Raw genomic sequence first — 23,197 nt, 5'->3', positions numbered from 1 at the left:
CTGCGCCCGGACCTGGCTAGACTCATCCTTGATCCTCTGCCCGCATTGGCAGGGACAAATCGGCCGTGAACTTGGCCGCTCGTCATCACTCGACCAGCGCCAGGAGACTCATGCCCGTCCGCCGACAGCGACTCATCACGTCCGTTGCCATTCTTGTCGCAGCATCCGCTTTCGTGGGCTGCGCATCCACCGCCGATGCAGCGCCGGACACGGCCCCGCCGGCAGCGGCCGTCTATCCCCTCACGATCGACAACTGCGGCACCTCGGTCACGTTCGACGAAGCTCCGGAGAAGGTTCTGGCGATCAAGTCGACCTCGATCGAGATGATGCTCGCCCTCGGCCTGGAGGATCGGATGATCGGCACCGCATTCCCCGATGGTCCCTATGCCGAGGAGTGGGCTTCCCGGGGCAGCGACATTCCGCTGATCTCCGACAAGGTTCCCGGGCAGGAGGCGACGCTGGATCTCGAGCCCGACCTCGTCTACGCCGGATGGGAATCCAATGTCACGGCCGACGGCGCCGGCGACCGCGCGACGCTCGCCTCGCTCGGTGTCAACACTTTCGTGTCCCCCGCCGCCTGCCAGGAGCCCGAGTACCAGCCCACCCCGCTCACCTTCGACGACGTCTTCGCGGAGATCGAACAGATGGGTGCGATCTTCGACGTGCCGGATGCTGCGGACGGCCTCGTCGCCGACCTGCATAGCCAGCTCGACGCCGTCACCCCCGATGATCGCGATCTGACCGCTCTCTGGTTCAGCTCCGGCAGCGACACCCCCTACGTCGGCGCCGGCATCGGCGCACCGCAGATGATGATGGATGCTGCGGGGCTCACCAACATCGCCGCAGACGTGGATGAGACCTGGTCGAGCCTCAGCTGGGAGGCCGTCATCGACGCGAACCCTGACGTGATCGTCCTCGTCGACTCCGCGTGGGGATCGACTGAGAAGAAGATCGGCGTGCTCGAATCAAATCCGGCGACCGCCCAGCTTCCGGCCGTGCGGGATCATCGCTATCTCGTCGTGCCCTTCGCCGCCGGTGAGGCCGGAGTGCGCAACGTCGAAGCCGTGCAGTCGTTGGTCGCGCAGCTGGAGGAGATCAGCCTGCCGTGATGACGACGATGACCTCTCCCTCGCCCCCGCGCACATCGGAACCCGACCGGCGTGATCGCTCCGGCGCGCGGACGGGCGTGTGGGCGGCAGGCCTCCTCGTCGTCCTGGGCGCATCCGTGGTGCTCGCCGTCACGTTCGGCCCGGCGCAGATCTCACCCGGCGAGGCGTGGAGCAGTATCCTCGCCCATCTGGGAATCGGGGACACGACGCTGAGCACGTTGCGCGACGGAATCGTCTGGCAGCTTCGGATGCCGCGCGAGCTCGCCGCGGCATCCGTCGGAGGAGGACTCGCGATCTGCGGTGCGATCATGCAGGCGGTCCTGCGGAACCCGCTCGCCGATCCCTATCTGCTGGGCCTCTCCTCCGGAGCCTCCTTCGGGGCCGTCCTCGTGATCGTGCTGGGTTTCTCGATCGCACTGCCGCTCGCCGCTTTCGGCGGTGCGCTGGGGGCTCTTGCCCTCACCCTGCTGCTCGCCGGAGCGATCGGCCGGATGACGGCATCCCGAACGATTCTCGCCGGCGTCGCTGTCTCTGCCGCGCTCGGTGCCCTCACGAGTCTGGTGATCTTCTGGAGCGCGACGGGTGACAGCTACCGCGAGATCCTGGGTTGGCTGCTCGGGTCCCTCGCCGGCTCCACCTGGGCGACCGCGCTGCTCGCCCTGGGCGCGCTCGTACTGGTGGGGCTCCCGCTGATGCTCAGCGCGGGGACGCTTGATGCCTTCGCGTTCGGCGACCGTGCGGCGGCATCCCTCGGCGTCTCGGTCGAGCGGACCCGCTGGATCCTGCTCACGGCGACGGCGCTGCTGACCGGCTGCCTCGTGGCGGTGAGCGGGTCCATCGGATTCATCGGTCTGGTCGTGCCGCACGCGGTCCGGCTGATCGTCGGTGCCCGTCATCGCGCGCTGCTGCCGTTGTCGGCGCTGACCGGTGCGATCGTGCTGATCTGGGCCGACACGCTCGCGCGCACGCTGTTCGATCCGCGGGAGCTGCCCGTCGGCGTGGTGACCGCGCTCATCGGTGCCCCGCTGTTCGGACTGCTCCTGCTGCGTTCACGGAGAATCTCATGACCTCTCATCCCCCGCTCCGCACCGACGGCATCGCGTTCCAGCGAGACGGACGGATGCTGATCGACGACGTCGACTGCACTGTCGAGGCCGGATCCCTCACCGCGCTCGTCGGTCCCAACGGCGCGGGCAAGTCGACCCTCCTGCACCTCATCGCCGCCGCGGAGAAGCCGACGGCGGGCGCGGTGGAACTCGACGGAACCGATACCAGGACGATGCGACGGCGAGCGCGGGCGCGCTTCACGGCACTCGTCGAGCAGCAGGCCGAGACGGAGCTCGATCTGAGCGTGCTCGATGTCGTGCTGCTCGGGCGCAGCCCGCACCTGGGCGCGCTCAGCGGGCCAGGATCAGCGGACGTCGATATCGCCCGCACTGCCCTGCATCGCACCGGCGCGTCGGAGTTCTCGGAACGACGATTTCAGCAGCTCTCCGGCGGCGAGCGCCAACGTATTCTGCTCGCACGGGCGCTTGCGCAGGAGCCGGCGCTGCTGCTCATGGATGAGCCGACCAATCACCTCGATATCCACGCACAGCTGCATACGCTGGAGCTGATGAGATCTCTGGCCGACGAGGACATCGGCGTGCTCGCAGCCCTCCACGATCTCACCCTCACCGCACGCTACGCCGACAAGATCATCGTCCTGGATCGCGGGCGGGTCGTGGCATCCGGAACGCCGGCGGACACGCTCACCCCGGAATTGATCCAGCTCGTCTACGGCGTCCGCGCCGATGTGATCCCGCATCCGGTCGACGGGGCTCCGCTGATCGCGTTCTCGCCGCTCGAGTCCGCTGCCTCTGTGGACGCGTCGATACACTCGGGGGCATGAGCTCTTCCTCTGTACCCAGCCATCTCATCGACCTTCTCGAGCGTCCTGTTTTCGGCGTGCTTGGCACCGTCGGGCGTGGTGACACCGCGCAGACGAGCCCGATGTGGTTCGAGTTCGATGGGGACAGCATCCGGTTCACCCACACGACGAAGCGCACAAAGTATCGCAATCTCCAGCGCAACCCGTCGATGAGCCTGGCGGTGTACGACCCCGAAAAGCCCACCCACTACGTGGAGGTGCGCGGGCGGCTGCTCGAGGCAACGCCCGACCCGACGGGGTCGTTCTATCAGCAGCTCGCGCTTCGATACGGCGCCGAAAATCCTCCCGCGCCGGCGGATGCCGCCGACCGCGTGATCCTCGTGATGTCGGTCGACAAGGTCATCGGGCAGTAGCGCGCCGCCTCAGCTCAGCGCCGGGATGACCTCGCGTTCGAACAGCTCCATGCCGGATCGGTCGTAGGCGGCCTCCGGGAAGTAGTGGATCGCGTATCCGAGGCCGCGAGCCGACATGTCCTGCATCCGCTCGATGATCTGCTCCGGGGTGCCGACGCAGATCGCGTCCTCACTGCGGTAGTTCTGCATGAAGCTCTCCGTGCGGTCGCCGAGGTGCGGGGCGACACGGGCCTCGATCGCGGCAATCCGGTCTGCGACCTCTGCCTCGGTGGAGCCGACCACGGTGTTGTAGTTCGCCGAGCGCACGATGGCGTCGAAATCGGTGCCGACATTCTGTGTGTGCGTGCGGAGGATCTCGCTCTTCGCGCTGAACTCGTCCGGCGATCCAGCGAAGTTCGTGTATTGGGCGTACTTTGCGGCGATCTTCAGCGTGACTTTCTCGCCGCCGCCGGCGATCCACAGCGGGATGCCGCCTGTCTGGAGCGGCAGCGGACGGACGAGCGCGCGGTCGACCTGGTAGTGCTTGCCGTCGAGGGTCGCCTCGCCGGTCGTCCACGCCTGGCGCATGATCTGCACGCCCTCGTCGAGTCGGCGCAGCCGGTCGCCTGCGGACGGGAACCCGTAGCCATAAGCCCGCCACTCATCTTCGTACCAGCCGCCGCCGATGCCCATCTCGGTGCGTCCGCCCGAGACGATGTCGACGGTCGCGGCCACCTTCGCCAGGTACGCCGGGTTGCGGTACGACATGCAGGTGCACATCTGGCCGAGGCGGATGCGCGAGGTGGAAGCCGCGAATGCCGACATCAGCGTCCATGCCTCGTGCGTGGCCTCTTCGCTGGCAATCGGGGTGGTGTGGAAGTGGTCGTAGACCCACAGCGATTCCCAGGGTCCGGCGTCGGCCGCTTGTGCGAGGTCGCGCATCACCTGCCACTGGTCGGCGGGCTCGATGCCCACGAGGTCGAATCGCCAGCCTTGAGGGATGAAAGTTCCGAAGCGCATGCGTGCAGTTTAGCGACCTCGGCCCTCTCGTTCGTGGACGTCGATAGGCTCGCTCTCGAGCACCCTGACCGCTTCGCTGAATGGAGTTCCGATGAGCATGTCCAAGCCCTCACTGGGAAATGTCGGACTCTGGCGGGGCGGCGGGCTCCTCACACCCGAGATCGTTGTCGCCGCAGAGCGGCTCGGCTACGGCACCGTGTGGATCGGAGGGTCTCCTGCCACTGACCTTGCCATCGCAGAGGAACTGCTCGACGCCACCTCCGAGATCAAAGTCGCGACCGGGATCGTCAACATCTGGACTGCCCCGGCAACCGAGATCGCCGCGTCGTTCCACCGGCTCGAGAAGACCCATCCCGGGCGATTCATCCTGGGCGTCGGGATCGGCCACCGCGAGAATCAGGGCGATGTCTATCAGAAGCCCTACTCGGCGCTCGTGGGGTATCTGGATGTGCTCGATGCCGAAGGCGTTCCGGCTGAGCGGCGGATGATCTCCGCGCTCGGACCTCGGACGCTGCGCCTCGCCGCCGAGCGCTCGGCGGGCACCCACCCGTACATGACGACGCCGACGCACACGCGGTTCGCCCGCGAGATCGTCGGACCGGAGGTGTTGATCGCGCCCGAGCAGCGTCTCGTTCCTGGCATCGATGCGGATGCTGCGCGAGCTGTCGGACGCACGTTCCTGTCGCGGTATCTATCGCTGTCGAATTATCGGCGCACGCTGGAGCAGCATGGTTTCACGGCATCCGATCTCGATGACGGCGCGACCGACGAGGCTGTCGATGCGCTGACGCCGCATGGGTCGGCCGCTGATCTGGCCGCCGCGGTTCGCGGACATCTCGATGCGGGCGCGGACCATGTGTGCGTGCAGGTCCTGCCTGCGCGCGAAGATCCGATTCCGACGCTCGAGCAGCTTGCCGTGAAGCTCGGGTTGGGCTGAACCACGGGTCGTTGAGCGAGCGAAGCGAGACGAAGCGGGCTGAGCGAGCGCCAGCGAGCCGAAGCCCGACTCACCCCCTACAACGCCCGCAGCCTTGGAGCGAGATCCCTCTCGAACAGGGTCATGAACCTCTCCTGGTCCTGGCCTGGTCCGTGGAAGACGAGGTGGTTGAAGCCCCAGTCGGCGTAATCCTTGATCTGGGCGACAACAGCATCCGGATCCGTGCCGACGATCCAACGCTGGGCGACCTGCTCGATCGGGAGGGCGTCGGCGGCCTTCTCCATCTCGACCGGGTCGGTGATGTCGTGCTTCTGCTCCTTCGACAGCGACAACGGTGCCCAGAACCGGGTGTTCTCCAGCGCCGCCTGCTCGGTCTCCTCGTACGAGATCTTGATCTCGATCATCCGGTCGATCTGGTCGAACTCACGACCGGATGCCGCGACGCCTTCTTTCACCGCGGGGATTAGCTTGTCCGTGTAGAGCTCCTCACCCTTGCCGGACGTGCAGATGAAACCGTCACCGGCGCGACCAGCGTACTTGGCGACCTGGGGGCCTCCGGCTGCGATGTAGATCGGGATCCCGCCGTCGGGCACGTCGTAGATGGATGCCTCGTGCGTCGAGTAGTACTCGCCATCGAAGCTCACGCGGTCCCCGGTCCACAGCGCCCGCACGAGCCGCACGGACTCCCGCAGACGCGCGAACCGCTCCCGGAATTCCGGCCACACCTGCTCCCCCGCACCCTGGAATCCCGTGGCGATCTCGTTGAGAGCTTCGCCGGTGCCGATGCCGAGGAAGACGCGGTCCGGGTTCAGCATCCCCAGCGTCGCGAATGCCTGCGCGATCACGGCAGGATTGTACCGGAATGTCGGCGTCATCACGCTTGTGCCGATCCGGATGTGCTCCGTGCGTTCGCCGACGGCGGCCGCCCATGCGATCGAGAACGGCGCGTGCCCACCGGTGTATCGCCACGGCTGGAAGTGATCGCTCACCGCGACCGACTCGAATCCGTGCCGCTCTGCGGCAACCGCGATCTCAACGAGCTCTCGTGGGCCGAACTGCTCGGCGGATGCCTTGTATCCCAGTGTCAGTGTCATCAGTGACCCTCCTCATTCGCGGACGCGGCGAGCGCCGCCGCATAGCCTTCTTCGAAACCTGCCTTGTGGCCAGCACGATGCGCTTCATCGGTGCCGAGCCGGAACATGTCCTTCTCCGCCTCACGGACGATGCTCCGCGCTCCGGGCAGATCCAGGGGACCGACGAAGCGCGCTGCCCCGCGTACGACGGCCACCGGGCATCCGCTCACCTTGCCCTTGGCGAGATCTGTCGCGCTCGCGAGTTCGTCGCCGATGCACGGCTGCGTCACGATGAGCGGCCTTCCCGCGCTGTCGACGCTGCCCTGCAGCTGATCGAACACGTGCACACCGGCGGCGCCGATCGCGACATCCGTCTGACCATTCCGCCACGGCCGGCCGAGGGTGTCGCTGATGATGATGCCGATCTGCGCGCCCGTGCGGGCTCTGAGCGTTTCGGCGAGGGCCCGGGCCGAGGCATCCGGGTCGACCGGAAGCAGTAGGACGGTGCCGGGGGCGGTGTTGGAAGCATCCACACCCGCGGCGGCCCCCACGATGCCGAGCCGATTCTGAACGATGCGCGTCACGCCTCCGTCGCCGCGTGCGCGCGTGGCGACGACGCGGACGGTCTCGTCGGTGATCGCCGCTTCGCGATCTTCGGCGAGGACGATGCGCCCCTCTGCTTTGGAGACGATCTTCGAGGTGATCACGAGGATGTCACCGTCGACGAGTGGTTCACCCGACGCGGCGACCGCCGTAATGATGGGCTCTGCCAGGTCGTCGCCCTCGCGAATCTCAGGGATGCCGACGGGCGCCCAGATGCTCAGTCTCTCGGCCATGTCACCTCACCAGCTTCGGCAGGATGTCGCGGCCGGCGACCTCGATCCACTCGGCCTGATTGCGCCCGACGTTGTGCACGTGCACGGCATCGAAGCCCAGATCGAAGAACGACTGCAGGTAGGCGCGGTGGACCTCCGGGTCAGCCGAGACAGGGATCCGCGCGCGGATGTCATCGGCCGTCACCGAGCGCGCGAGCTGGGCGACGTCGAACGGGGAGCGAATGTCGCCGCGAGGGAATCGCAGCCCGACCATCGGCCACTCCGTGAGCGCGTTCGTCATCGCCTCGTCGTCGGTCGGCGCCCAGGAGAGCTGCACGTGGACGGCGGTCTGCGTCTCACTTTCGCGGTGCGCTTCGCGATGTCCGCCACGGAAAGCATCCAGCATCGCGGAGAGCCGATCGGCCGGACCCGCCTGCATAATGACCCCGTCGGTACTCCGTCCGGCGCGGCGTGCGGTCACCGGGCCGCCGGCCCAGATCTGGAGTGGCGGAGGAGCCGCGGGCATGGTCCACAGTCGCGCGGACTCCATCCGGAAGTGCGCGCCCGAGTGCCGGGTGTCATTCCCCTTGGCGGATGCCGAGAAGAGCTTGCGAATCAGTTCGGCGGCCTCGAAGATCCGCACGGATCGCTCCGCAGCCTCCGGCCAGTACGGAGCGACGACGTGCTCATCGATCGCATCGCCCGCCGACAGCATGAGCCGGTGCCGCCCCGGATAGAGAGCTGCGAGCGTCGCGGATGCCTGCGCCACTGCCGCCGGATGCATCCGGTAACCGGGCACGGCCGAGGCCGTCAGGATGCCGTCAGTCTGCTGACCGATCGCGCCCAGCACCGTCCAGGCGAATGAGGCGTGTCCCTGGGTGGGCAGCCACGGCTGGAACCGGTCGGCCACCACCGTGCCCGCGAAGCCCGCCCGATCTGCGTTCGCGGCGAGGCTGACCGCGTCGGCAGGGTCGAGCTGCTCAAGCGCCGCGACGTAGTGCAGCTCGGGGTGGGTCATGCTTCCAGCCTGGCAGACCGGTGAACCTCGGGCGCTATCAATCAACCCCGCTTCAGCAACGCCGCCAGCGCCTGCCCGCCGCCGATGCACATCGTGACGATCGCGTACTCTCCGCCGGTCCGCTGCAGCGTCAACGCCGCGCGCACGGTGAGGATCGTTCCGGTCGCACCGACGGGGTGCCCGAGGGCGATCGCTCCGCCGTACGGGTTCACCTGGGCGGGGTCGAGCTCCGTGTCGCGAATCACCGCGAGCGCCTGTGACGCGAAGGCCTCGTTGAGCTCGATCGTCGAAATGTCCGAGGGCTTCAGCCCGGTCTGTTTGAACAGCTTCTTCAGGGCGAGCGTGGGCGCGTAACCCATGATCTCGGGCTCGAGCGCGGCGGTTGCCACCGCCTCCAGAGTCGCGAGAACCGGTGCACCCTCGGCGCGGGCATCCGACTCGCGCATGAGCACGGTCGCCGCTCCGCCGTCGTTGATGCCGGAGGCGTTGCCCGCAGTCACGGTCCCACCCTCGGCGAACGCCGCCGGAAGGCCAGCGAGAGTCTCCAGCGTCGTGTCCGGACGCGGATGCTCATCCTTCGACACCTCGACGGGCTTGCGCCCAGATGTCGTCACCGCGACGATCTCCTCGGCGAACGCCGCCTGCGCCTCGGCAGTCGCCGCTCGACGCTGCGACTCCAGTGCGAAAGCATCCTGATCTTCACGCGTCACGCCGAAGCGCGACGCGACATTCTCGGCGGTCGTGCCCATGTGCTTGTTCGTGAACGGGTCGGTCAGCATCGAGATCGTGCCATCGAGCAACTGACGGTGCCCGAGGCGGTCGTTGAACCGCGCGTTGAAGTCGTAGAACGGCATCCGCGTCATGTTCTCGGCGCCACCGGCGACCGCAACATCGAGCCCGCCCCACAGCAGCTCCTGCGCCGCGGACCAGATCGCCTGCAGACCCGAGCCGCACAGACGGTTCACCGTGAACGCGGGAGTGTTGTTGTCGAGCCCCGCCGACAGGGCGATCCGACGCGAGATATAGGCATCCCCCGCAACCTGCCCGATGTTGCCGATGACGACCTCGCCGACGCGCTCCGGCGAAATGCCGGAACGGCGCAGTGCCTCCACAGTCGCCGCCGCTCCCAGTTCATGCGCGGGCGTCTCCTTGAACGCCCCGGCGAACCTTCCGATCGGGGTGCGGGCCCCGGCAACGATCGCAACCTTCTCGCGTGAAGAACTCATCAGCCTGCCGCCTCCTCAGGGCGTTCCTGCACCTCGAGCGCTGCCGTGTCAGGCTCGTACTCCGCGATGTGCCGCTCATCCACGCCGTTGTACGCCGACAACGGTCGGATCAGGGCGTTGGATGCCTGCTGCTCCAAAATATGCGCGGTCCACCCGGTGATGCGCGATGCGATGAACAGCGGCGTGAAGGTCAGCGTGTCGTAGCCGATGAGGTTGTACGCCGGGCCCGACGGGTAGTCCAGATTCGGGTAGATGCCCTTGCGCGAGACGAACTCGCTCTCGAGCGTGTTGTACAGCTCGGCGACATCCGGACGATCGTAGTGCTCCACGAGCGAATCGAGCGCTGTCTTCATCGTCGGCACGCGCGAGTCGCCGCGCTTGTACACGCGGTGGCCGAAGCCCATGATCTTGCGCTTCTCGGCGAGCGCCGTGTCGAGCCACGCCGACACCTCGGACGCGGTGCCGATCTCATCGAAGATGTGCATCACGGCCTCGTTGGCACCGCCGTGGAGCGGGCCCTTCAGCGCACCGATCGCACCGACGACCGCCGAGTACAGGTCGCTCAGCGTCGAGGTGATCACACGCGCCGTGAAGGTCGATGCATTGAAGGAGTGCTCCGCATACAGGATCATCGAGCGGTTGAATGCGTCGACGACCTCGGCATCCGGCTCCTCACCGAACGTCAGCCACAGGAAGTTCGCGGCGTAGTCGAGGTCGTCGCGCGACTCGACGATCTCCTGCCCACGCCGACGACGCTGCCCGTACGACACGATCGCCGGCAGCGTGGCGAACAGCTTCAGGCTGCGCTCGAGGTTCTCCTCGGGAGTGCCGACGGCATCCAGAACATTGCTGATGCCAGCCGTCTCGATCGCGCCGATCACGCTGACGGCGGTGCGCACCTCGTCCATCGGGTGCGAGTCGAGCGGGAGGCGATCGATCGCCTCCTTGACCTCGGGGGCGAGCGCACGGTTCGCGCGCTCGGTCGCGCGGAACTCCGCCAACTCGGATGCTGTCGGCAGCTCACCGTGCCAGAGCAGGTAGGCGACCGCCTCGAAGGGCTGCGTCGCCGCGAGCTCCTGCACGGGGTACCCGCGGTAGAGCAGGCTGTTCGTCTCGGGGTTGACCTTGCTGATCGCGGTCTCATCGGCGATGACGCCGGCGAGGCCCTTCTTGATGTCGTTGTCAGCCATTGCTCACTCCTTCGTGATGGTGAAGTTGAAGACGCCGGAGTCGAAGTGGTTGTACGACTCGTAGTCGATCAGGTCGTAGAGGTCGGCGCGGTGCTGCATCTCGCCGAGCTTGCTCGTGAGGTGTCCCTCATCGATCAGCGTATCGAGCGCGCGCCCGGTCGCCCCCATCGCGATGCGCAGCATCGATACCGGCCAAATGACGATGTTCACGCCGACGTCCCGCAACTGGTCGACCGAGAACAGGTCGCTCTTCCCGAACTCGGTCATGTTCGCCAGGATTGGCACATCGACGGCAGCGCGGATCGCGGCGAACTCCTCGAGCGAGCGCATCGCTTCGGGGAAGATCGCGTCGGCTCCGGCATCCACCAGTTCCTTAGCGCGAGCTTTCGCGGCCTCGAGCCCGTCGACGGCGGCGATGTCGGTGCGCGCCATGATGAGGAAGTTCTCGTCCCGCCGCGCGTCGACCGCGGCCCGAATGCGTTTGACCGCGGTGTCGGAGTCGACCACGGCCTTGCCGTCGAGGTGGCCGCAGCGCTTCGGGTTGATCTGGTCCTCGATGTGGGCGCCGGCGAGCCCGGCATCCTCGAGCTCCTGGATCGTACGAGCCACGTTCATCGGCTCGCCGAAACCGGTATCCGCGTCGATGATCGCGGGAAGGTCGGTCATGCGCGCGATCTGCTTGCCGCGACCGGCGACCTCGGTGAGCGTCGTGAGTCCGATGTCCGGGAGACCGAGGTCAGCGGACAGCACCGCGCCCGAGATGTACACGCCCTCGAAGCCCTTCTGCTCGATGAGGCGGGCCGACAGCGGGTTGAAAGCGCCGGGGAAGCGCAGCAGCTCGCCGGTCGCGAGCCGCTCGCGGAACAGTCGCCGCTTTTCGGCGGGGGTGGTGTGCGAGTACAGCATCAGAGGGCTCCTTCCGGGGACTGCATCGCTTCGACTCGCGGAGACCCGCACTGAGCGAGCGCGAGCGAGTCGAAGTTTCGCTCAACGCGTTTCGTCTCGCTTCGCTCGCTCAACGACCCGCCAGGGGTGGCGTGGGAGTACAGCATCAGAACAGCCCCGTAGTCGTCGGTTCGGATGCTACGACGCCGGCCTTCGCGATGATCGAGAGCTCGGCGACCTCAGCGGCGGTGAGCTCAGGCAGGCGCTGCACGAGCGAGAGGAAACGCTCGATCTCGGCCTCTTCGAGCACGGGCTCCGCCAGCAGACGGAACTTCGCGATGTAGTTGTCGCGCGCGAACGGCCGCGCACCGAGCGGGTGGGCGTCAGCCACGGCGATCTCGTCGACGAGCGTGGAGCCGTCCGTGAACGTGATCTCCACGCGACCGCCGAAGGCCTTCTCCGCGATGTCGTTCGAGTGGTAGCGGCGCGTCCACTCGGCATCCTCAAGGGTGGTGACCTTGTTCCACAGCTCAACCGTGTCGGCCCGCCCTGCACGCTCGGGGGCGTACGAGTCGACGTGGTGCCAGGTGCCGTCCTGCAGCGCCACTGTGAAGATGTACGGAATCGAGTGGTCGAGCGTTTCGCGCGACGCCTTCGGGTCGTACTTCTGTGGGTCATTCGCGCCAGAGCCGATCACATAGTGCGTGTGGTGCGAGGTGTGCAGCACCACAGATTCGATCTTCGAGGTGTCGACGCCTTTGCCGTGCAGCTTGCGGGCGAGGTCGATCCACGCCTGCGCCTGGTACTCGGCGGAGTGCTCCTTCGTGTACGTGTCGAGGATCGCGCGCTTGGCTTCACCTGCGGCGGGCAGCGGCACGTCGTATGCGGCATCCGCGCCGTCCAGCATCCAGGCGATCACGCCGTCTTCACCTTCGTAGATCGGCGACGGGCTGGTCTGGCCGCGCATCGCACGGTCGACCGCCTCGACGGCCATCTTTCCGGCGAATGCGGGGGCGTGCGCCTTCCACGTCGAGATCTCACCCTTGCGGCTCTGGCGCGTCGCGGTGGTGGTGTGCAGGGCCTGGCTGACGGCCTGGTAAATAGTCTCGGCGTTCAGGCCGAGGAGGGTGCCGATTCCGGCGGCGGCCGACGGGCCGAGGTGGGCGACGTGGTCGATCTTGTGCTTGTGCAGGCAGATCGCCTTGACCAGATCGACCTGAATCTCATAGCCGGTCGCGATGCCACGGACGAGCGCGCGGCCATCGGCGCCGACGTGCTGGGCAACCGCGAGGATCGGCGGAATGTTGTCACCGGGGTGCGAGTACTCGGCTGCGAGGAACGTGTCGTGATAGTCGAGTTCGCGCACGGCCACGCCGTTCGCCCAGGCCGCCCACTCCGGGCTCGTGTGCTTCTCCAGCGGAGCGCCGAAGACGGTCGCCCCCTTGCCACCGGTGGATGCCGGGTGGCTGAACGCCTGGTCCCGGGCAGCGACGATCGGGCCACGCGTGAGGGATGCCGCAGCCACCGACGCATTGTCGATGATGCGGTTGATGATCATGTCGACGACGTCCTGCTCGACCTCGACGGCATCGGTCGCGACCTCGGCGATCTTCCAGGCCAGCTGCTCCTCGCGGGGCAGGTCTTCTTCGCTCTTGTAGACGCGGACGTGGTGGTTGACGGTCATTGCTGGCCTTCCTTAAGGGAATCGAGAATGCTGGTGAGGGCATTGCGCAGGTGTACGTGTGTGGCGTGGGCGGCGAGATCGCCGTCGCGTTCGGCGAGAGCCTCGGCGATGAGCCGGTGCTCGGAGACGGAGGCCGCGAGCCGCTCGCGGTTGTCGCGCGCCATGCGGCGCACGCGCACGAGATGGGTGCGGACGGTGCGCAGGGCCGCGGCGATGTAATCGTTGTCGACCGCGGCATCGACGGCACGGTCGAAGCGCGCGATGAGCGCGTAATAGTCCTCGCGGCCGGTGACGGCATCGAGGGATGCTCCGGCGAGCGCGAACTCGTCGGCGAGAGCACGGAACCGCCCGGCGTCGCCGCGGTCCGCGGCCAGCCGAGCAGCGGACTCCTCGAGTGCGCGGCGGATCTCGAACAGCGAACGGATGTCGCCCACGTCGATGCCGGAGACGACCGTGACGCGCGGGGACTGCTGCTCGACGAGCCCGTCGGCACTGAGCTGTTGGAGCGCCTCGCGCAGCGGCGTGCGGCTGACACCGAGACGTGCGGCCTGTTCGACCTCCGCGAGCACGGCGCCGGGCGCGAGCGCGCCGGACTGGATCTCCTCGAGCAGCGTCGCGTACGCGCGGTCGCTCGCTCGGGGCCTCTCGGTAGCGGCAGTGCGCTCGACAGTGGTGCTCACAGGGCTAGTGTATACACAAATCGCGGCTCGGGGCATTCGAGCTCACCCGAGACGGCGGAACGTATACAGATGGGCAGGGACTCGAGTCCCACCCCCACGTTCAGGTCGCGATCCCTGTCGCTCTGCGAGCGCCAGAGCGACAGAGTTTGCGACCCGAACGCTCAGACTCAGCACTCAGCCGACGTCGGTCACGCCCTCGTACAGGCCGATCGAGTTGCCGTCGGGGTCGAGGATGACGGCCCACCAGCTCGTTTCGCTGATCGGCGACTTCTCCATCAGCACGCTCGCACCGTCCGCTACGGCCGCAGCGAGAGTCTCATCGATCGAATCGACTTCGACGTAGGAGCGCGGCTGGCTGAAGTCCTCGCTGCGCGGTGCGAGCCCGCCGCCGCTGATCTTGTTCGGCGCCTGCCACATCGGGTAGTCCTCGAACCCGGGAGGTGACGCGATCTGCCACCCGAACAACCCGGAATAGAAGGCTTTCGCCCGTTCCATGTCCGCAACGGGGATGTCGATGTGCGTGATGTCGCCGTGAGCCATCTCTCCGCCTTTCGGTCCCTGAGCCTGCCGAAGGGCCGGTACCGACCGGATACCGGCACGGCCAGTCTCCGCTCACGCGTCGTCGACTTCAAGAGTGTCCACCGAGTGTTCACCCGGCGTCGTGAGCGCCGGATCACCAGAGACGGATGCCACAGATGCCGCGGGCTCGCCGAGCTTCACGACCACGACTCCGGCCAGCACCAGACCAGCACCGAGGCCCTGCAGCAGGTTCGGCAGCTGTCCGAGCAGCAGCCACCCGAACAGCATCGCCGCGATCACCTCGGCGAGCGCGATGAACGACGCGAGCCGCGATCCGAGCAGCCGGGTCGACGCGATCCCGAGCACATACGCGAGCGCGGTGGCGATGAGCCCGATCGCGAGAACGGGGACGAACCACGGGACGGTACCGAAGCGGTAGGCGACGTCTTCGGTGTTCCACACCATCGGCAGGATTCCGACGAGTCCGGCGAGGGTGAGCCCGACCGCCCCGACGAGAAGTCCAGAACCTGCGAGCACGATCGGCGGGAGTCCCGTGTCACTCTTCGCCGACAGGATGAAGTAGGCCGCAGCCCCGACCATCGCACCGAATGCCCAGAGGATGCCGCCGACATCGACCGTGCGTCCGGAGAGCACGTCGAGCATGAGCACGAGACCGAAGAACGCGATCAGCGCACCGAGGATGCTGCGCCCAGTCGGCTTCTCGCCGCGGCGCATCCACAGCCACAGCACGACCGCGATGGGTGCGGTGTACTCGATGAGCAGAGCGAGGCCCACGTCCATGACCGCGACGGCCTGGAAGTAGAACAGCTGCGTCGCGGTCACGGCGAGCAGACCGTAGGCGGCGATGACGCCGAGGTTCCGACGCAGGAGCCGCCATCGCCCGCGCAGAGCGATGACGGTCGGAATCAGCAGCACGAGCGCCGCGACCCAGATCCGCACGGTCACCGCGGCCCCCGGAGTCCAACCTGCGTCGATGAGACCGCGCGCCCACGCGCCGGACATCCCGAACGACAGCGCAGCCGCGATCGCCAGCGGCAGCCCGAGACGCAGTCCGGAGTGCACGCGTGCGTCATTTGCCACAGCATCCATGATCAATGACAGTAATGTCGAAGCATGTAAGGTGTCAACATGATCTTCACCGATGACACGGTCGAGGCTATGCGAGCGGCCGTCCACCTCGTGAACAGCGCCCAAGATCCCGACACGCTCGCAACAGCGAGCGATTTCGACGCCTTCCTCACCGCTTTCCCCTACACCGGCCGCCTCGATCGCGATCCGGCCGAATTGGATGCTGTCCGCACCCTGCGCCCGCGCCTTCGCCGGATGCTCCTCGCTCCGCGCGACGAGATGGTCGTCGGTATCAATGCCGCGTTGAAGGACGTGACGTTCGACGCGCACGTCGTCCGGCACGATGACGCCGACTGGCACCTGCACGCCGTCTCCGACGAACGCCCGCTCGCGGAGCGCGTGCTGGCGGAAACCGCCATGGCCCTCATCGATATCGTCCGTGCCGACGAGGGCAGTCGCATCGCCGTGTGCGCGGATGAGGAATGCGAAGGAGTTCTCTTCGACCTCTCCCGGAACCGCTCCCGCCGATACTGCTCGACGACCTGCACCAACCGCAATGCGGTCGCCGCCTACCGCGCACGACAGCGCTGATCACCCCTCCTGTCCGCACAGGTAGGCTCGCTCCATGCCCGCCGCCCCGAGTGAACCACGCACCCGCGACCGCACCGGGGTCGTCGTGATCGGGAGCGTCTCCGCGGATGTGACCACGTTCTCGCAGCGGCTTCCCGCCAGAGGCGAGACGATCCTCGGCGATGAGTTCACGCTGCTCCTCGGCGGCAAGGGGGCCAACCAGGCGGTCGCCGCCGGCCGGGCCGGTGCCCGGACGAGTTTCGTCGGATGCGTCGGCGACGACCTCTTCCACGACCTCGTCGTCGACGGCCTCACCGACGCGGGCGTCGACCTCACGCACCTGCGCACGGTCCCCGGCCCGACCGGAATCGCGCACATCCGAGTGGATGCCTCGGCGCAGAACGACATCGTCGTGGTCCCGCTCGCGAACGCCGCACTGAGCACCGAGCAGATCGACACCGCGCTCGATGCCCTGTCCGCCACGAGCTCCGTGCTCCTCACCCAGCTCGAGACGCCGCCCTCCCTCGCAGCGCACATCGCCACCCGCGGTCAGGAGTTCGGCTACACCGTCGTCCTCGACCCCGCTCCCGCCACTCCCCTGCCCGCAGATCTCTGGCGCAGCATCGACATCGTGACCCCGAACGAGACGGAGGCTTCCGTGCTCAGCGGCATCGAGGTGACCGATGGGGCCACCGCGGAGCAGGCCGGTCGGTGGTTTCTCGAGCAGGGAGTCGGTGCGGCCGTCATCACACTTGCCGCACAGGGCTCGTGCGTCGTCACCGCCGAGGGTGCGTCGTTCGTGCCGTCGATGCCAGTGGATGCCGTCGACACCACGGCCGCCGGCGACGCCTACGCCGGCTATCTCGGAGCAGCGCTGGCGGGCGGAGCATCCCTCGCAGATGCGGTGCGTCTGGCCACTGCCGCCGGTGCGCTCACCGTCACCCGGCCGGGTGCCTCTCCGAGCCTGCCCGTGCGCCACGAAGTCGACGCCTTCCTCGGCGCACGGGTCGCATCCTGACATGAGCACGACCACCGAGACGATCGATCGGGACCGGGGAAACAGCGCGGGCGGGTACAGTTTCAGTCTGAGGCGATCACCCGCCTGAGAGAGGAAGACGATGGTCACTGGCGCCGCATCCGATCAGACTCCCGGCAGCGACAAGCAGCCCTCGACCGGGCCCACGCCGCCGTTGGCGAATCTCAGCGGACGGCCCGAACCCGTCCCGGGACCGCTGACGAAGCCCTCCCCCGTCATCCGTCCGCAGCGCAGGCGCGCGCGCTGGTTGGTGCCGCTCATCGTCGTGATCGTGCTCGTGGCCGCCGGCGCAGGCGCCGTGATCTGGCAGTTGAGCGTCCAGTGACCTCCTGGACCAGCACCGCGATCTCTCTTCTCGAGGCGGACGGCAATCGCAGCGCCGACACCCACCTGCACGTGTTCCCGCTGCCTGCCGAGTGGGGCATCGACCTGTATCTGAAGGACGAGTCGGTGCACCCGACCGGCTCGCTCAAGCACCGCCTCGCGCGCTCCCTCGTCCTGTACGGGCTGGTCAATGGACGCATCACCGAGAACACGACGCTCGTCGAAGCATCCAGCGGATCGACGGCCGTCTCCGAGGCCTATTTCGCGCGGATGCTGGGGCTCGACTTCATCACGGTCGTTCCGCGTTCGACGAGCCCGGAGAAGATCGAGCTGATCGAGTTCTACGGCGGACGCTGCCACTATGTCGACAGCGGCCCCGAGATGTACAGCGAAGCCCAGCGCCTCGCATCCGAGTGCGGCGGGCACTATCTCGACCAGTTCACCTATGCCGAGCGCGCCACCGATTGGCGCGGCAACAACAACATCGCCGAGAGCGTGTTCAGCCAGCTCGAGCGGGAGCGGCATCCGATCCCGGAGTGGATCGTCGTGGGCGCCGGAACCGGTGGCACGAGCGCGACCTTCGGCCGGTATGTGCGGTACCGCCAGCATCCGACCCGCGTCGCCGTCGTCGATCCGGAAGGATCGGCGTTCTACGGCGGGTGGAGCACCGGAGCCGCCGATTACACGACTGGCACCCCGAGCCGCATCGAGGGCATCGGCCGACCGCGCGTGGAGCCGTCGTTCGTGCCGAGCGTGATCGACGAAATGCTGCAGATTCCGGATGCTGCGTCCGTCGCCGCCATCCGGCTGCTCAAGGAGCGGACGCTGCACTGGACGGGCGGGTCGACCGGCACCAACCTCGTCGGAGCGTTCCAGCTCATCGCGCGCATGCGCACCGCGGGGCGGACCGGCAGCGTCGTGACGCTGATCTGCGACGGAGGCGCCCGCTACGCCGGAACGTACTACTCCGACGAGTGGGTGGCGTCCCAGGGCATGAACCTCGCCCCGCATCGCGCTCAGCTCGACAGCTTCCTCGAGACCGGCACCTGGTAGCGCCCTCCCCACCCGGACTACGCTTCAGCCATGACCACTCTGATCCTCACCATCGCCGGATCCGATCGACCGGGGCTCGTCGCGGCCGTCGCCGACATCGTAGATGCGCACGGCGGCAACTGGGAGAGCAGTCAGCTCGCCGAGCTCGCCGGAGTCTTCGCCGGCGTCATCCAGGTGTCAGTCGCTCCCGATCGCGAGACCGCATTGCAGTCAGCGCTGCGGGCGCTCGACGGGCTGCTCACCGTTTCGGTGAACACCGGTGCGGATGCCGCCGAAGCTGCCGAACGCCCGATCACGCTGCAGGTGCTCGGCAATGACCGGCCGGGCATCGTGCGCGAGGTGTCCGCCGTGCTGCACACTCATGAGCTCAGCATCCAGGACATGACGACCGAGACGAAGGATGCCGCGATGGCCGGCGGCCGCCTGTTCGAGGCGTCCGTGGCAGCGACCGTGCCGGCATCCGCTGATCTGGCCGCGCTCCGCGCTGACCTGGAGCGACTGACGTCCGAGCTCCAGGTCGACATCACCCTGGACTGACCCGGTTTCCGGCCCGCTTCCCCGACCCAGCTTTTACGCCGAGGCCCCCTCCCGTCATCCACGCCCCCTCGAATATGCGCGAATCAGAGGGGGCGCCGGCGACCAGAGGGGGCCTCGGCGTACGGGGTGGGCGGGGTCCGACAGGGCGAGCGGGCGCGAGCTACACGCCGACCGAGTCGCGCATGTCCGCGCGGGTCATCGGCTGCGTGGGCACGCCACTCGCCTCAGCCTCGTGAGACGGCGCAGAGGCGGATGCCGCAGCATCCGGCATCGTGACGATCGACGCCCTGTCACGGAATCCCTCTGCCGTCACCCGGTCGAGGTCGACCTGCTTACGGATCGCATAGGCCTTCTCGTACAGCGACTTCTCGCCATAGCTCGTGAGCACCTTCACCAGTACCGGCAGCAGCTCGATCATGAAGAAGAGCGCTGCAATGAGCCAGTGCGCCCACAGGATCGTCGGCTCCTTCTCGGAGAGTCGGTTCAATCCACTGATCTGGCTGAGGAGCCCGGTGGCACCGGCATTGCCCTGCGCGATGGAATCCGCTCGCGCGTTGTAGGCGGCGAGCGCCTGATCGTAGCTGTCGCGCGCGGCCGGGAGCTTCGAGGTGGCCTCGTCGCGGTTGCGGGTCTCGGAGCTCGAGGTGTTCTCCTTCGCAGCGGTCCCGGCACTCTCCAGCCCGGCGTTCGCATCGCGCAGCTGTGCAGCGAGCGCGTCGTAGGTCTGTTGCGCCTGCCCGAGCTGCGCCTGTGCGGCGTCGGAGCTCGCGCCGTCACCGCTGACTCCGGTGCAGCCGGGCACCGTTCCGGCACCTTCACCGGTCAGTTCGCACTGGTACAGCGCTCGCGCCTGGTCGATCACGCCCTGCTGGTCCGCCATCTTCGCGGTCAGGTCATCGACGGTCGCCTGGGCGGCGGACTCACTGGCAGAAGACGAGTCGGTGCCGGCGACGATTCCGGTCGCGGCCTGGTTCTCGAGTGCGGCCACCCGTTCGGATGCTTCATCCAGGGCGACCTTCTCCGGACCGCTCTCCAGAGCGTCCTGATCGGACTGCGCCTGGACGATGTTGGTCGCGGCGACCTCACGGTTGATGTCGTTGTGGAAGACCTGCAGCACGAGCGGCTCCGCGACGACGAATCCGATGATCATGGCCATGATCACACGCGGCAGGGCGAGACCGATGAGCTTGAGCACATTCCGGGTCGACGTCATCGTCGAGGTGAGGAACCGGTCGAGGTTGAAGATGACCAGAGCCCACACGATCGCCAGCGGAACGGCCAGCCAGATGACCGCGCCGACGCCTGTGGTGAGTGCGAAGACCATGGAGATCGCCGAGACCAGCGCGGTGCCGGCGAGCACGAAGAACATCTGCACGAACCGCGGCGTCTCACCGGGAACGCGGTCCAGGATCTCCCCGTCTGCTCCGCCGAGGATCGCAAGGGTGCGCAGGCGGGAGCCCGGTGTGCGCGGGGCACGCTCGCGCCGCGGACGCTTCGGCTTCTTGACCTTCGCGGGAGCCGGAGCGGGGACGGCGTCGGTCTCGGATGCTTCGGGCGCAGCATCCGATTCGGCCGACGGGATCGCGTCTTCGGTCAGCGACGTTCCGACGAACGGATCGGCGACTTCCGCGTTGCCTGCCGGCTCGTAGTCGCGCAGGAAGTGGAGGTCATCCGTCTGGTCCGCAGATTCGCTGTCGAGCACGATGCGACCCTGTGAGTCGAATCGCCCCGGGCGGTGGGCAGAATAGGGCATCCCGACAATCTACGAAAGAGCGCCTGTGGAAACGTTGCAAAACTCCTGCAAGCGCTTCACAGGAATGCCCCCTCAGGCCATCGCTTCGGCGGCGGCCTCGTCCTCGGTCGTGGCGACGAGCTGGCCGCATGCCCCGTCGATCTCCTTGCCGCGGGTGTCGCGGAGAGTCGTCGGGATGCCGGCGTCATTGAGCCGGCGCACGAACTCGTTCGTCACCTCGCGGGTGGATGCCGTCCACACCGATTCCGGCGTCGGATTCAGCGGAATCGGGTTCACGTGCACCCAGCCGCGCCCACGCTGGTTGAGCTTCTCCGCGAGCAGATCGGCGCGCCAGGCGTGGTCGTTCATGTCCTTGATGAGCGCGTACTCGATCGAGACGCGGCGACCGGTCTTCTCGTAGTACTCGCGCGCAGCATCCAGCGCCTCGTCGACCTTCCAGCGCGAGTTCACCGGGATGAGCTCGTCGCGCAGGTGATCGTCCGGTGCGTGCAGCGAGAGCGCGAACGTGACCGGGATGCCCTCGTCCGAGAGCTTGCGGATCGCGGGAACCAGCCCGACCGTCGAGACCGTGATGCCGCGGGCGCTCATGCCGAGGCCATCCGGCTGGTCGGCAACCATGATGCGCACAGCATCCATCACGCGCTTGTAGTTGGCGAGCGGCTCGCCCATCCCCATGAAGACGATGTTGGAGACGCGCTCCATCGAGTGGTCGTCGCTCTTCTTGCCGCCCAGGCCCCCCTCGGCGATGAGGCGGTTGGCGCGGACGATCTGCTCGATGATCTCAGCGGTGGACATGTTGCGGGTCAGGCCCGCCTGACCAGTGGCGCAGAACGGGCAGTTCATGCCGCATCCGGCCTGCGACGACACGCACAGCGTAATCCGGCCGGGGTAACGCATGAGCACCGACTCGACGAGCGCTCCGTCGTGGAGACGCCAGAGGAACTTGATCGTGTCGCCCTTGTCAGTCTCGAGCCGGCGCACCTCGGTGAGCAGCGGCGGCAGCATGCCGGCGACGAGCTCATCACGCTGCGCGGCGGGCAGGTCCGTCATCTCGGCAGGGTCGGACGTGTAGTGCGTGAAGTAGTGCGTGGACAGCTGCTTGGCGCGGAAGCCGGGCAGTCCCAGTTCCTTGACCTTCTCGGTGCGCTCATCCGGAGTCATGTCGGCGAGGTGCACGGGCGGCTTGCCGCGCTTCGGGCTCGCGAACTGCAGGAGCGGACGCCCCGACTCGTCCTTCTTCTGGGTCCATCCCTCGGTGCGCGGGCGCACCTGTGCCTTGGCGGCGCCCGTCGTGGCCGGCCCCGTCTTCGCAGGCCCCGTCGAGCGGATGCGGGAGTTCTCAATCATACCCTCCAGGGTACGGGCTCATGGGTGGGAAGAGGCTGGAGCGCGCAGCATCCGCTTCGCTTGTCGAGACAAGTCGGCGTCCGCGAGAATGGGCACGCACCTCGAACAAGGAGTCTCATGCCCGACCGTCTCGCCTGCGCCACCGGCGTCCGCGCCGTGCGCGGCTGAGCATGCCCGATCTCGCGGTCTGGGCATGGATGCTTCTGGGCCTTGCCGCGCTCACGATCGGCATCTCGAAGACGGCACTCCCCGGCGGCAACGTCCTGGCCATCGCCCTGTTCGCCGCGGTGCTTCCGGCGCGGACATCGACGGCTGCGATGCTTCTTCTACTCATGGTGGGCGATGTCTTCGCGCTGATCGCTTATCGCCGGCATGCGCATTGGCCGACGCTGCTGCGGCTCGCACCGGCTGTCGCGGTCGGGCTGCTCGCCGGCTTCGCCTTCCTCGCGCTCGCGGGCGACGGGCTCGTCCGGCGCGCGATCGGTGTGATCCTGTTGCTGATGATCGCTCTCACGCTGTGGCGTCGATCACGCCAGAGCGAAGCGGATGCCGCGGCATCCGCTCACGGCATCCTGCTCTCGTCTGGGTACGGGACACTCGGCGGATTCACGACGATGGTCGCCAACGCGGGCGGGCCGGTGATGTCGATGTACTTCCTCGCGACGCGAACGCAGGTGCAGGTGTTCCTCGGGACCTCCGCCTGGTTCTTCGCGATCGTGAACCTCGTGAAGGTACCGTTCCTCGCCGGTCTCGGCCTGTTCCAGCCACCGGTGCTGCTGATGGATGCCGTGCTCGCACCGCTCGTCGTCGCGGGCGCGCTCGTCGGCCTGTTCCTCGCGCGCCGGATGAAGCAGCGGGTCTTCGAGCGCATCGTGATCGTGCTGACGATCATCGGCGCGGTGTACCTGCTCTTCTGATGGATGACCGGACGCTTCGACAGGCTCAGCGACCGACTGTCGATCCCTGAGCCTGTCGAAGGGGGCGAGACGCCGCTAGTCCAGGAAGATGTCCGGGAAGAGCCGGTTGTCAGGGGTGCCGGGGACCGCGGCGTAGCCGGAGAAGTCCGTCAC

The 23,197-nt window shown here is 67.4% G+C and carries 24 protein-coding genes; 11 read left to right on the top strand and 13 right to left on the bottom strand.

Annotation, left to right across the window (positions count from 1 at the left end; translation table 11 throughout):
- Positions 1-110: 110 nt before the first annotated feature.
- The 4 genes from ACTIAO_RS05755 to ACTIAO_RS05740 are packed head-to-tail and all read left to right on the top strand — an operon-like array spanning position 111 to position 3,392.
- A complete protein-coding gene (locus tag ACTIAO_RS05755; protein WP_441905318.1) occupies positions 111-1,109 on the top strand; it encodes a putative F420-0 ABC transporter substrate-binding protein in 999 nt (332 codons plus the stop codon).
- Positions 1,109-2,176, top strand: coding sequence for a putative F420-0 ABC transporter permease subunit (locus ACTIAO_RS05750; RefSeq protein ID WP_441905317.1), 1,068 nt, complete (start codon positions 1,109-1,111; stop codon positions 2,174-2,176). The genes ACTIAO_RS05755 and ACTIAO_RS05750 overlap by 1 nt, the downstream gene beginning before the upstream one ends.
- On the top strand, positions 2,173-3,000 hold the full coding sequence (locus ACTIAO_RS05745; RefSeq protein WP_441905316.1) for an ABC transporter ATP-binding protein: 828 nt from the start codon (positions 2,173-2,175) through the stop codon (positions 2,998-3,000). The genes ACTIAO_RS05750 and ACTIAO_RS05745 overlap by 4 nt, the downstream gene beginning before the upstream one ends.
- On the top strand, positions 2,997-3,392 hold the full coding sequence (locus tag ACTIAO_RS05740) for a PPOX class F420-dependent oxidoreductase (protein ID WP_441905315.1): 396 nt from the start codon (positions 2,997-2,999) through the stop codon (positions 3,390-3,392). Before ACTIAO_RS05745 ends, ACTIAO_RS05740 begins: the two co-directional genes overlap by 4 nt.
- 9 nt (positions 3,393-3,401) lie before the next feature.
- Here the strand turns inward: ACTIAO_RS05740 and ACTIAO_RS05735 are convergent, their stop codons facing one another.
- Positions 3,402-4,391, bottom strand: coding sequence for an LLM class F420-dependent oxidoreductase (locus ACTIAO_RS05735; RefSeq protein WP_441905314.1), 990 nt, complete (start codon positions 4,389-4,391; stop codon positions 3,402-3,404).
- 91 nt (positions 4,392-4,482) lie between these two features.
- Here ACTIAO_RS05735 and ACTIAO_RS05730 point away from each other — a divergent pair, with 91 nt between their 5' ends.
- On the top strand, positions 4,483-5,328 hold the full coding sequence (locus tag ACTIAO_RS05730) for an LLM class F420-dependent oxidoreductase (RefSeq protein ID WP_441905313.1): 846 nt from the start codon (positions 4,483-4,485) through the stop codon (positions 5,326-5,328).
- 77 nt (positions 5,329-5,405) lie between these two features.
- Here the strand turns inward: ACTIAO_RS05730 and fgd are convergent, their stop codons facing one another.
- The 10 genes from fgd to ACTIAO_RS05680 form a co-directional block, all read right to left on the bottom strand.
- On the bottom strand, positions 5,406-6,422 hold the full coding sequence (fgd, locus tag ACTIAO_RS05725) for a glucose-6-phosphate dehydrogenase (coenzyme-F420) (RefSeq protein ID WP_441905312.1): 1,017 nt from the start codon (positions 6,420-6,422) through the stop codon (positions 5,406-5,408).
- The gene (cofE, locus tag ACTIAO_RS05720) at positions 6,422-7,237 is read right to left on the bottom strand and encodes a coenzyme F420-0:L-glutamate ligase (RefSeq protein WP_441905311.1); all 816 of its coding nucleotides are present in this window, start codon (positions 7,235-7,237) and stop codon (positions 6,422-6,424) included. The genes fgd and cofE overlap by 1 nt, the downstream gene beginning before the upstream one ends.
- 1 nt (position 7,238) lies before the next feature.
- Positions 7,239-8,234 (bottom strand): TIGR03557 family F420-dependent LLM class oxidoreductase, encoded by a 996-nt coding sequence (locus ACTIAO_RS05715; protein ID WP_441905310.1) that lies wholly within the window; start codon positions 8,232-8,234, stop codon positions 7,239-7,241.
- Between the two features lie 41 nt (positions 8,235-8,275).
- Positions 8,276-9,460, bottom strand: coding sequence for a thiolase family protein (locus tag ACTIAO_RS05710; protein ID WP_441905309.1), 1,185 nt, complete (start codon positions 9,458-9,460; stop codon positions 8,276-8,278).
- Positions 9,460-10,650 carry a bifunctional 2-methylcitrate synthase/citrate synthase gene (locus tag ACTIAO_RS05705; protein ID WP_441905308.1) on the bottom strand — a complete coding sequence of 397 codons (1,191 nt, stop codon included), beginning with the start codon at positions 10,648-10,650 and terminating at the stop codon, positions 9,460-9,462. The genes ACTIAO_RS05710 and ACTIAO_RS05705 overlap by 1 nt, the downstream gene beginning before the upstream one ends.
- A 3-nt stretch (positions 10,651-10,653) precedes the next feature.
- Positions 10,654-11,556 carry a methylisocitrate lyase gene (gene prpB / locus ACTIAO_RS05700; RefSeq protein WP_441905307.1) on the bottom strand — a complete coding sequence of 301 codons (903 nt, stop codon included), beginning with the start codon at positions 11,554-11,556 and terminating at the stop codon, positions 10,654-10,656.
- 145 nt (positions 11,557-11,701) lie between these two features.
- Positions 11,702-13,219 (bottom strand): MmgE/PrpD family protein, encoded by a 1,518-nt coding sequence (locus tag ACTIAO_RS05695; protein WP_441905306.1) that lies wholly within the window; start codon positions 13,217-13,219, stop codon positions 11,702-11,704.
- Positions 13,216-13,899, bottom strand: a complete 684-nt coding sequence (locus ACTIAO_RS05690) for a GntR family transcriptional regulator (RefSeq protein WP_441905305.1) — start codon at positions 13,897-13,899, stop codon at positions 13,216-13,218. Before ACTIAO_RS05690 ends, ACTIAO_RS05695 begins: the two co-directional genes overlap by 4 nt.
- Positions 13,900-14,073: 174 nt before the next feature.
- Positions 14,074-14,439, bottom strand: a complete 366-nt coding sequence (locus tag ACTIAO_RS05685) for a VOC family protein (RefSeq protein WP_441905304.1) — start codon at positions 14,437-14,439, stop codon at positions 14,074-14,076.
- Positions 14,440-14,511: 72 nt separating this feature from the next.
- A complete protein-coding gene (locus ACTIAO_RS05680) occupies positions 14,512-15,528 on the bottom strand; it encodes an EamA family transporter (RefSeq protein WP_441905303.1) in 1,017 nt (338 codons plus the stop codon).
- Positions 15,529-15,567: 39 nt separating this feature from the next.
- On the opposite strand from ACTIAO_RS05680, the gene ACTIAO_RS05675 reads away from it, so the two are divergent.
- The 5 genes from ACTIAO_RS05675 (at position 15,568) to ACTIAO_RS05655 (ending at position 19,027) form a co-directional block, all read left to right on the top strand.
- Complete coding sequence (locus ACTIAO_RS05675; protein WP_441905302.1) at positions 15,568-16,098, top strand: CGNR zinc finger domain-containing protein; 531 nt, start codon at positions 15,568-15,570, stop codon at positions 16,096-16,098.
- A 34-nt stretch (positions 16,099-16,132) separates the two neighbouring features.
- The gene (locus ACTIAO_RS05670) at positions 16,133-17,095 is read left to right on the top strand and encodes a ribokinase (RefSeq protein WP_441905301.1); all 963 of its coding nucleotides are present in this window, start codon (positions 16,133-16,135) and stop codon (positions 17,093-17,095) included.
- Positions 17,096-17,195: 100 nt separating this feature from the next.
- The gene (locus ACTIAO_RS05665; RefSeq protein ID WP_441905300.1) at positions 17,196-17,438 is read left to right on the top strand and encodes a hypothetical protein; all 243 of its coding nucleotides are present in this window, start codon (positions 17,196-17,198) and stop codon (positions 17,436-17,438) included.
- Positions 17,435-18,490 (top strand): PLP-dependent cysteine synthase family protein, encoded by a 1,056-nt coding sequence (locus ACTIAO_RS05660; RefSeq protein WP_441905299.1) that lies wholly within the window; start codon positions 17,435-17,437, stop codon positions 18,488-18,490. Before ACTIAO_RS05665 ends, ACTIAO_RS05660 begins: the two co-directional genes overlap by 4 nt.
- 30 nt (positions 18,491-18,520) lie before the next feature.
- Positions 18,521-19,027, top strand: a complete 507-nt coding sequence (locus tag ACTIAO_RS05655; RefSeq protein WP_441905298.1) for a glycine cleavage system protein R — start codon at positions 18,521-18,523, stop codon at positions 19,025-19,027.
- 160 nt (positions 19,028-19,187) lie between these two features.
- Here the strand turns inward: ACTIAO_RS05655 and ACTIAO_RS05650 are convergent, their stop codons facing one another.
- The gene (locus ACTIAO_RS05650; RefSeq protein WP_441905297.1) at positions 19,188-20,780 is read right to left on the bottom strand and encodes a DUF4407 domain-containing protein; all 1,593 of its coding nucleotides are present in this window, start codon (positions 20,778-20,780) and stop codon (positions 19,188-19,190) included.
- A gap of 72 nt (positions 20,781-20,852) precedes the next feature.
- The gene (gene rlmN / locus ACTIAO_RS05645) at positions 20,853-22,127 is read right to left on the bottom strand and encodes a 23S rRNA (adenine(2503)-C(2))-methyltransferase RlmN (RefSeq protein ID WP_441905296.1); all 1,275 of its coding nucleotides are present in this window, start codon (positions 22,125-22,127) and stop codon (positions 20,853-20,855) included.
- 170 nt (positions 22,128-22,297) lie between these two features.
- Here rlmN and ACTIAO_RS05640 point away from each other — a divergent pair, with 170 nt between their 5' ends.
- Entirely contained in the window at positions 22,298-23,044 is a 747-nt protein-coding gene (locus ACTIAO_RS05640) for a sulfite exporter TauE/SafE family protein (protein ID WP_441905295.1), read from the top strand.
- Positions 23,045-23,197: the final 153 nt, after the last annotated feature.

Source organism: Microbacterium sp., from assembly GCF_052099035.1.
GTDB lineage: Bacteria > Actinomycetota > Actinomycetes > Actinomycetales > Microbacteriaceae > Microbacterium.
Note: the sequence above shows the minus strand (reverse complement) of the source record. Positions and strands in the feature narration are given on the sequence as shown.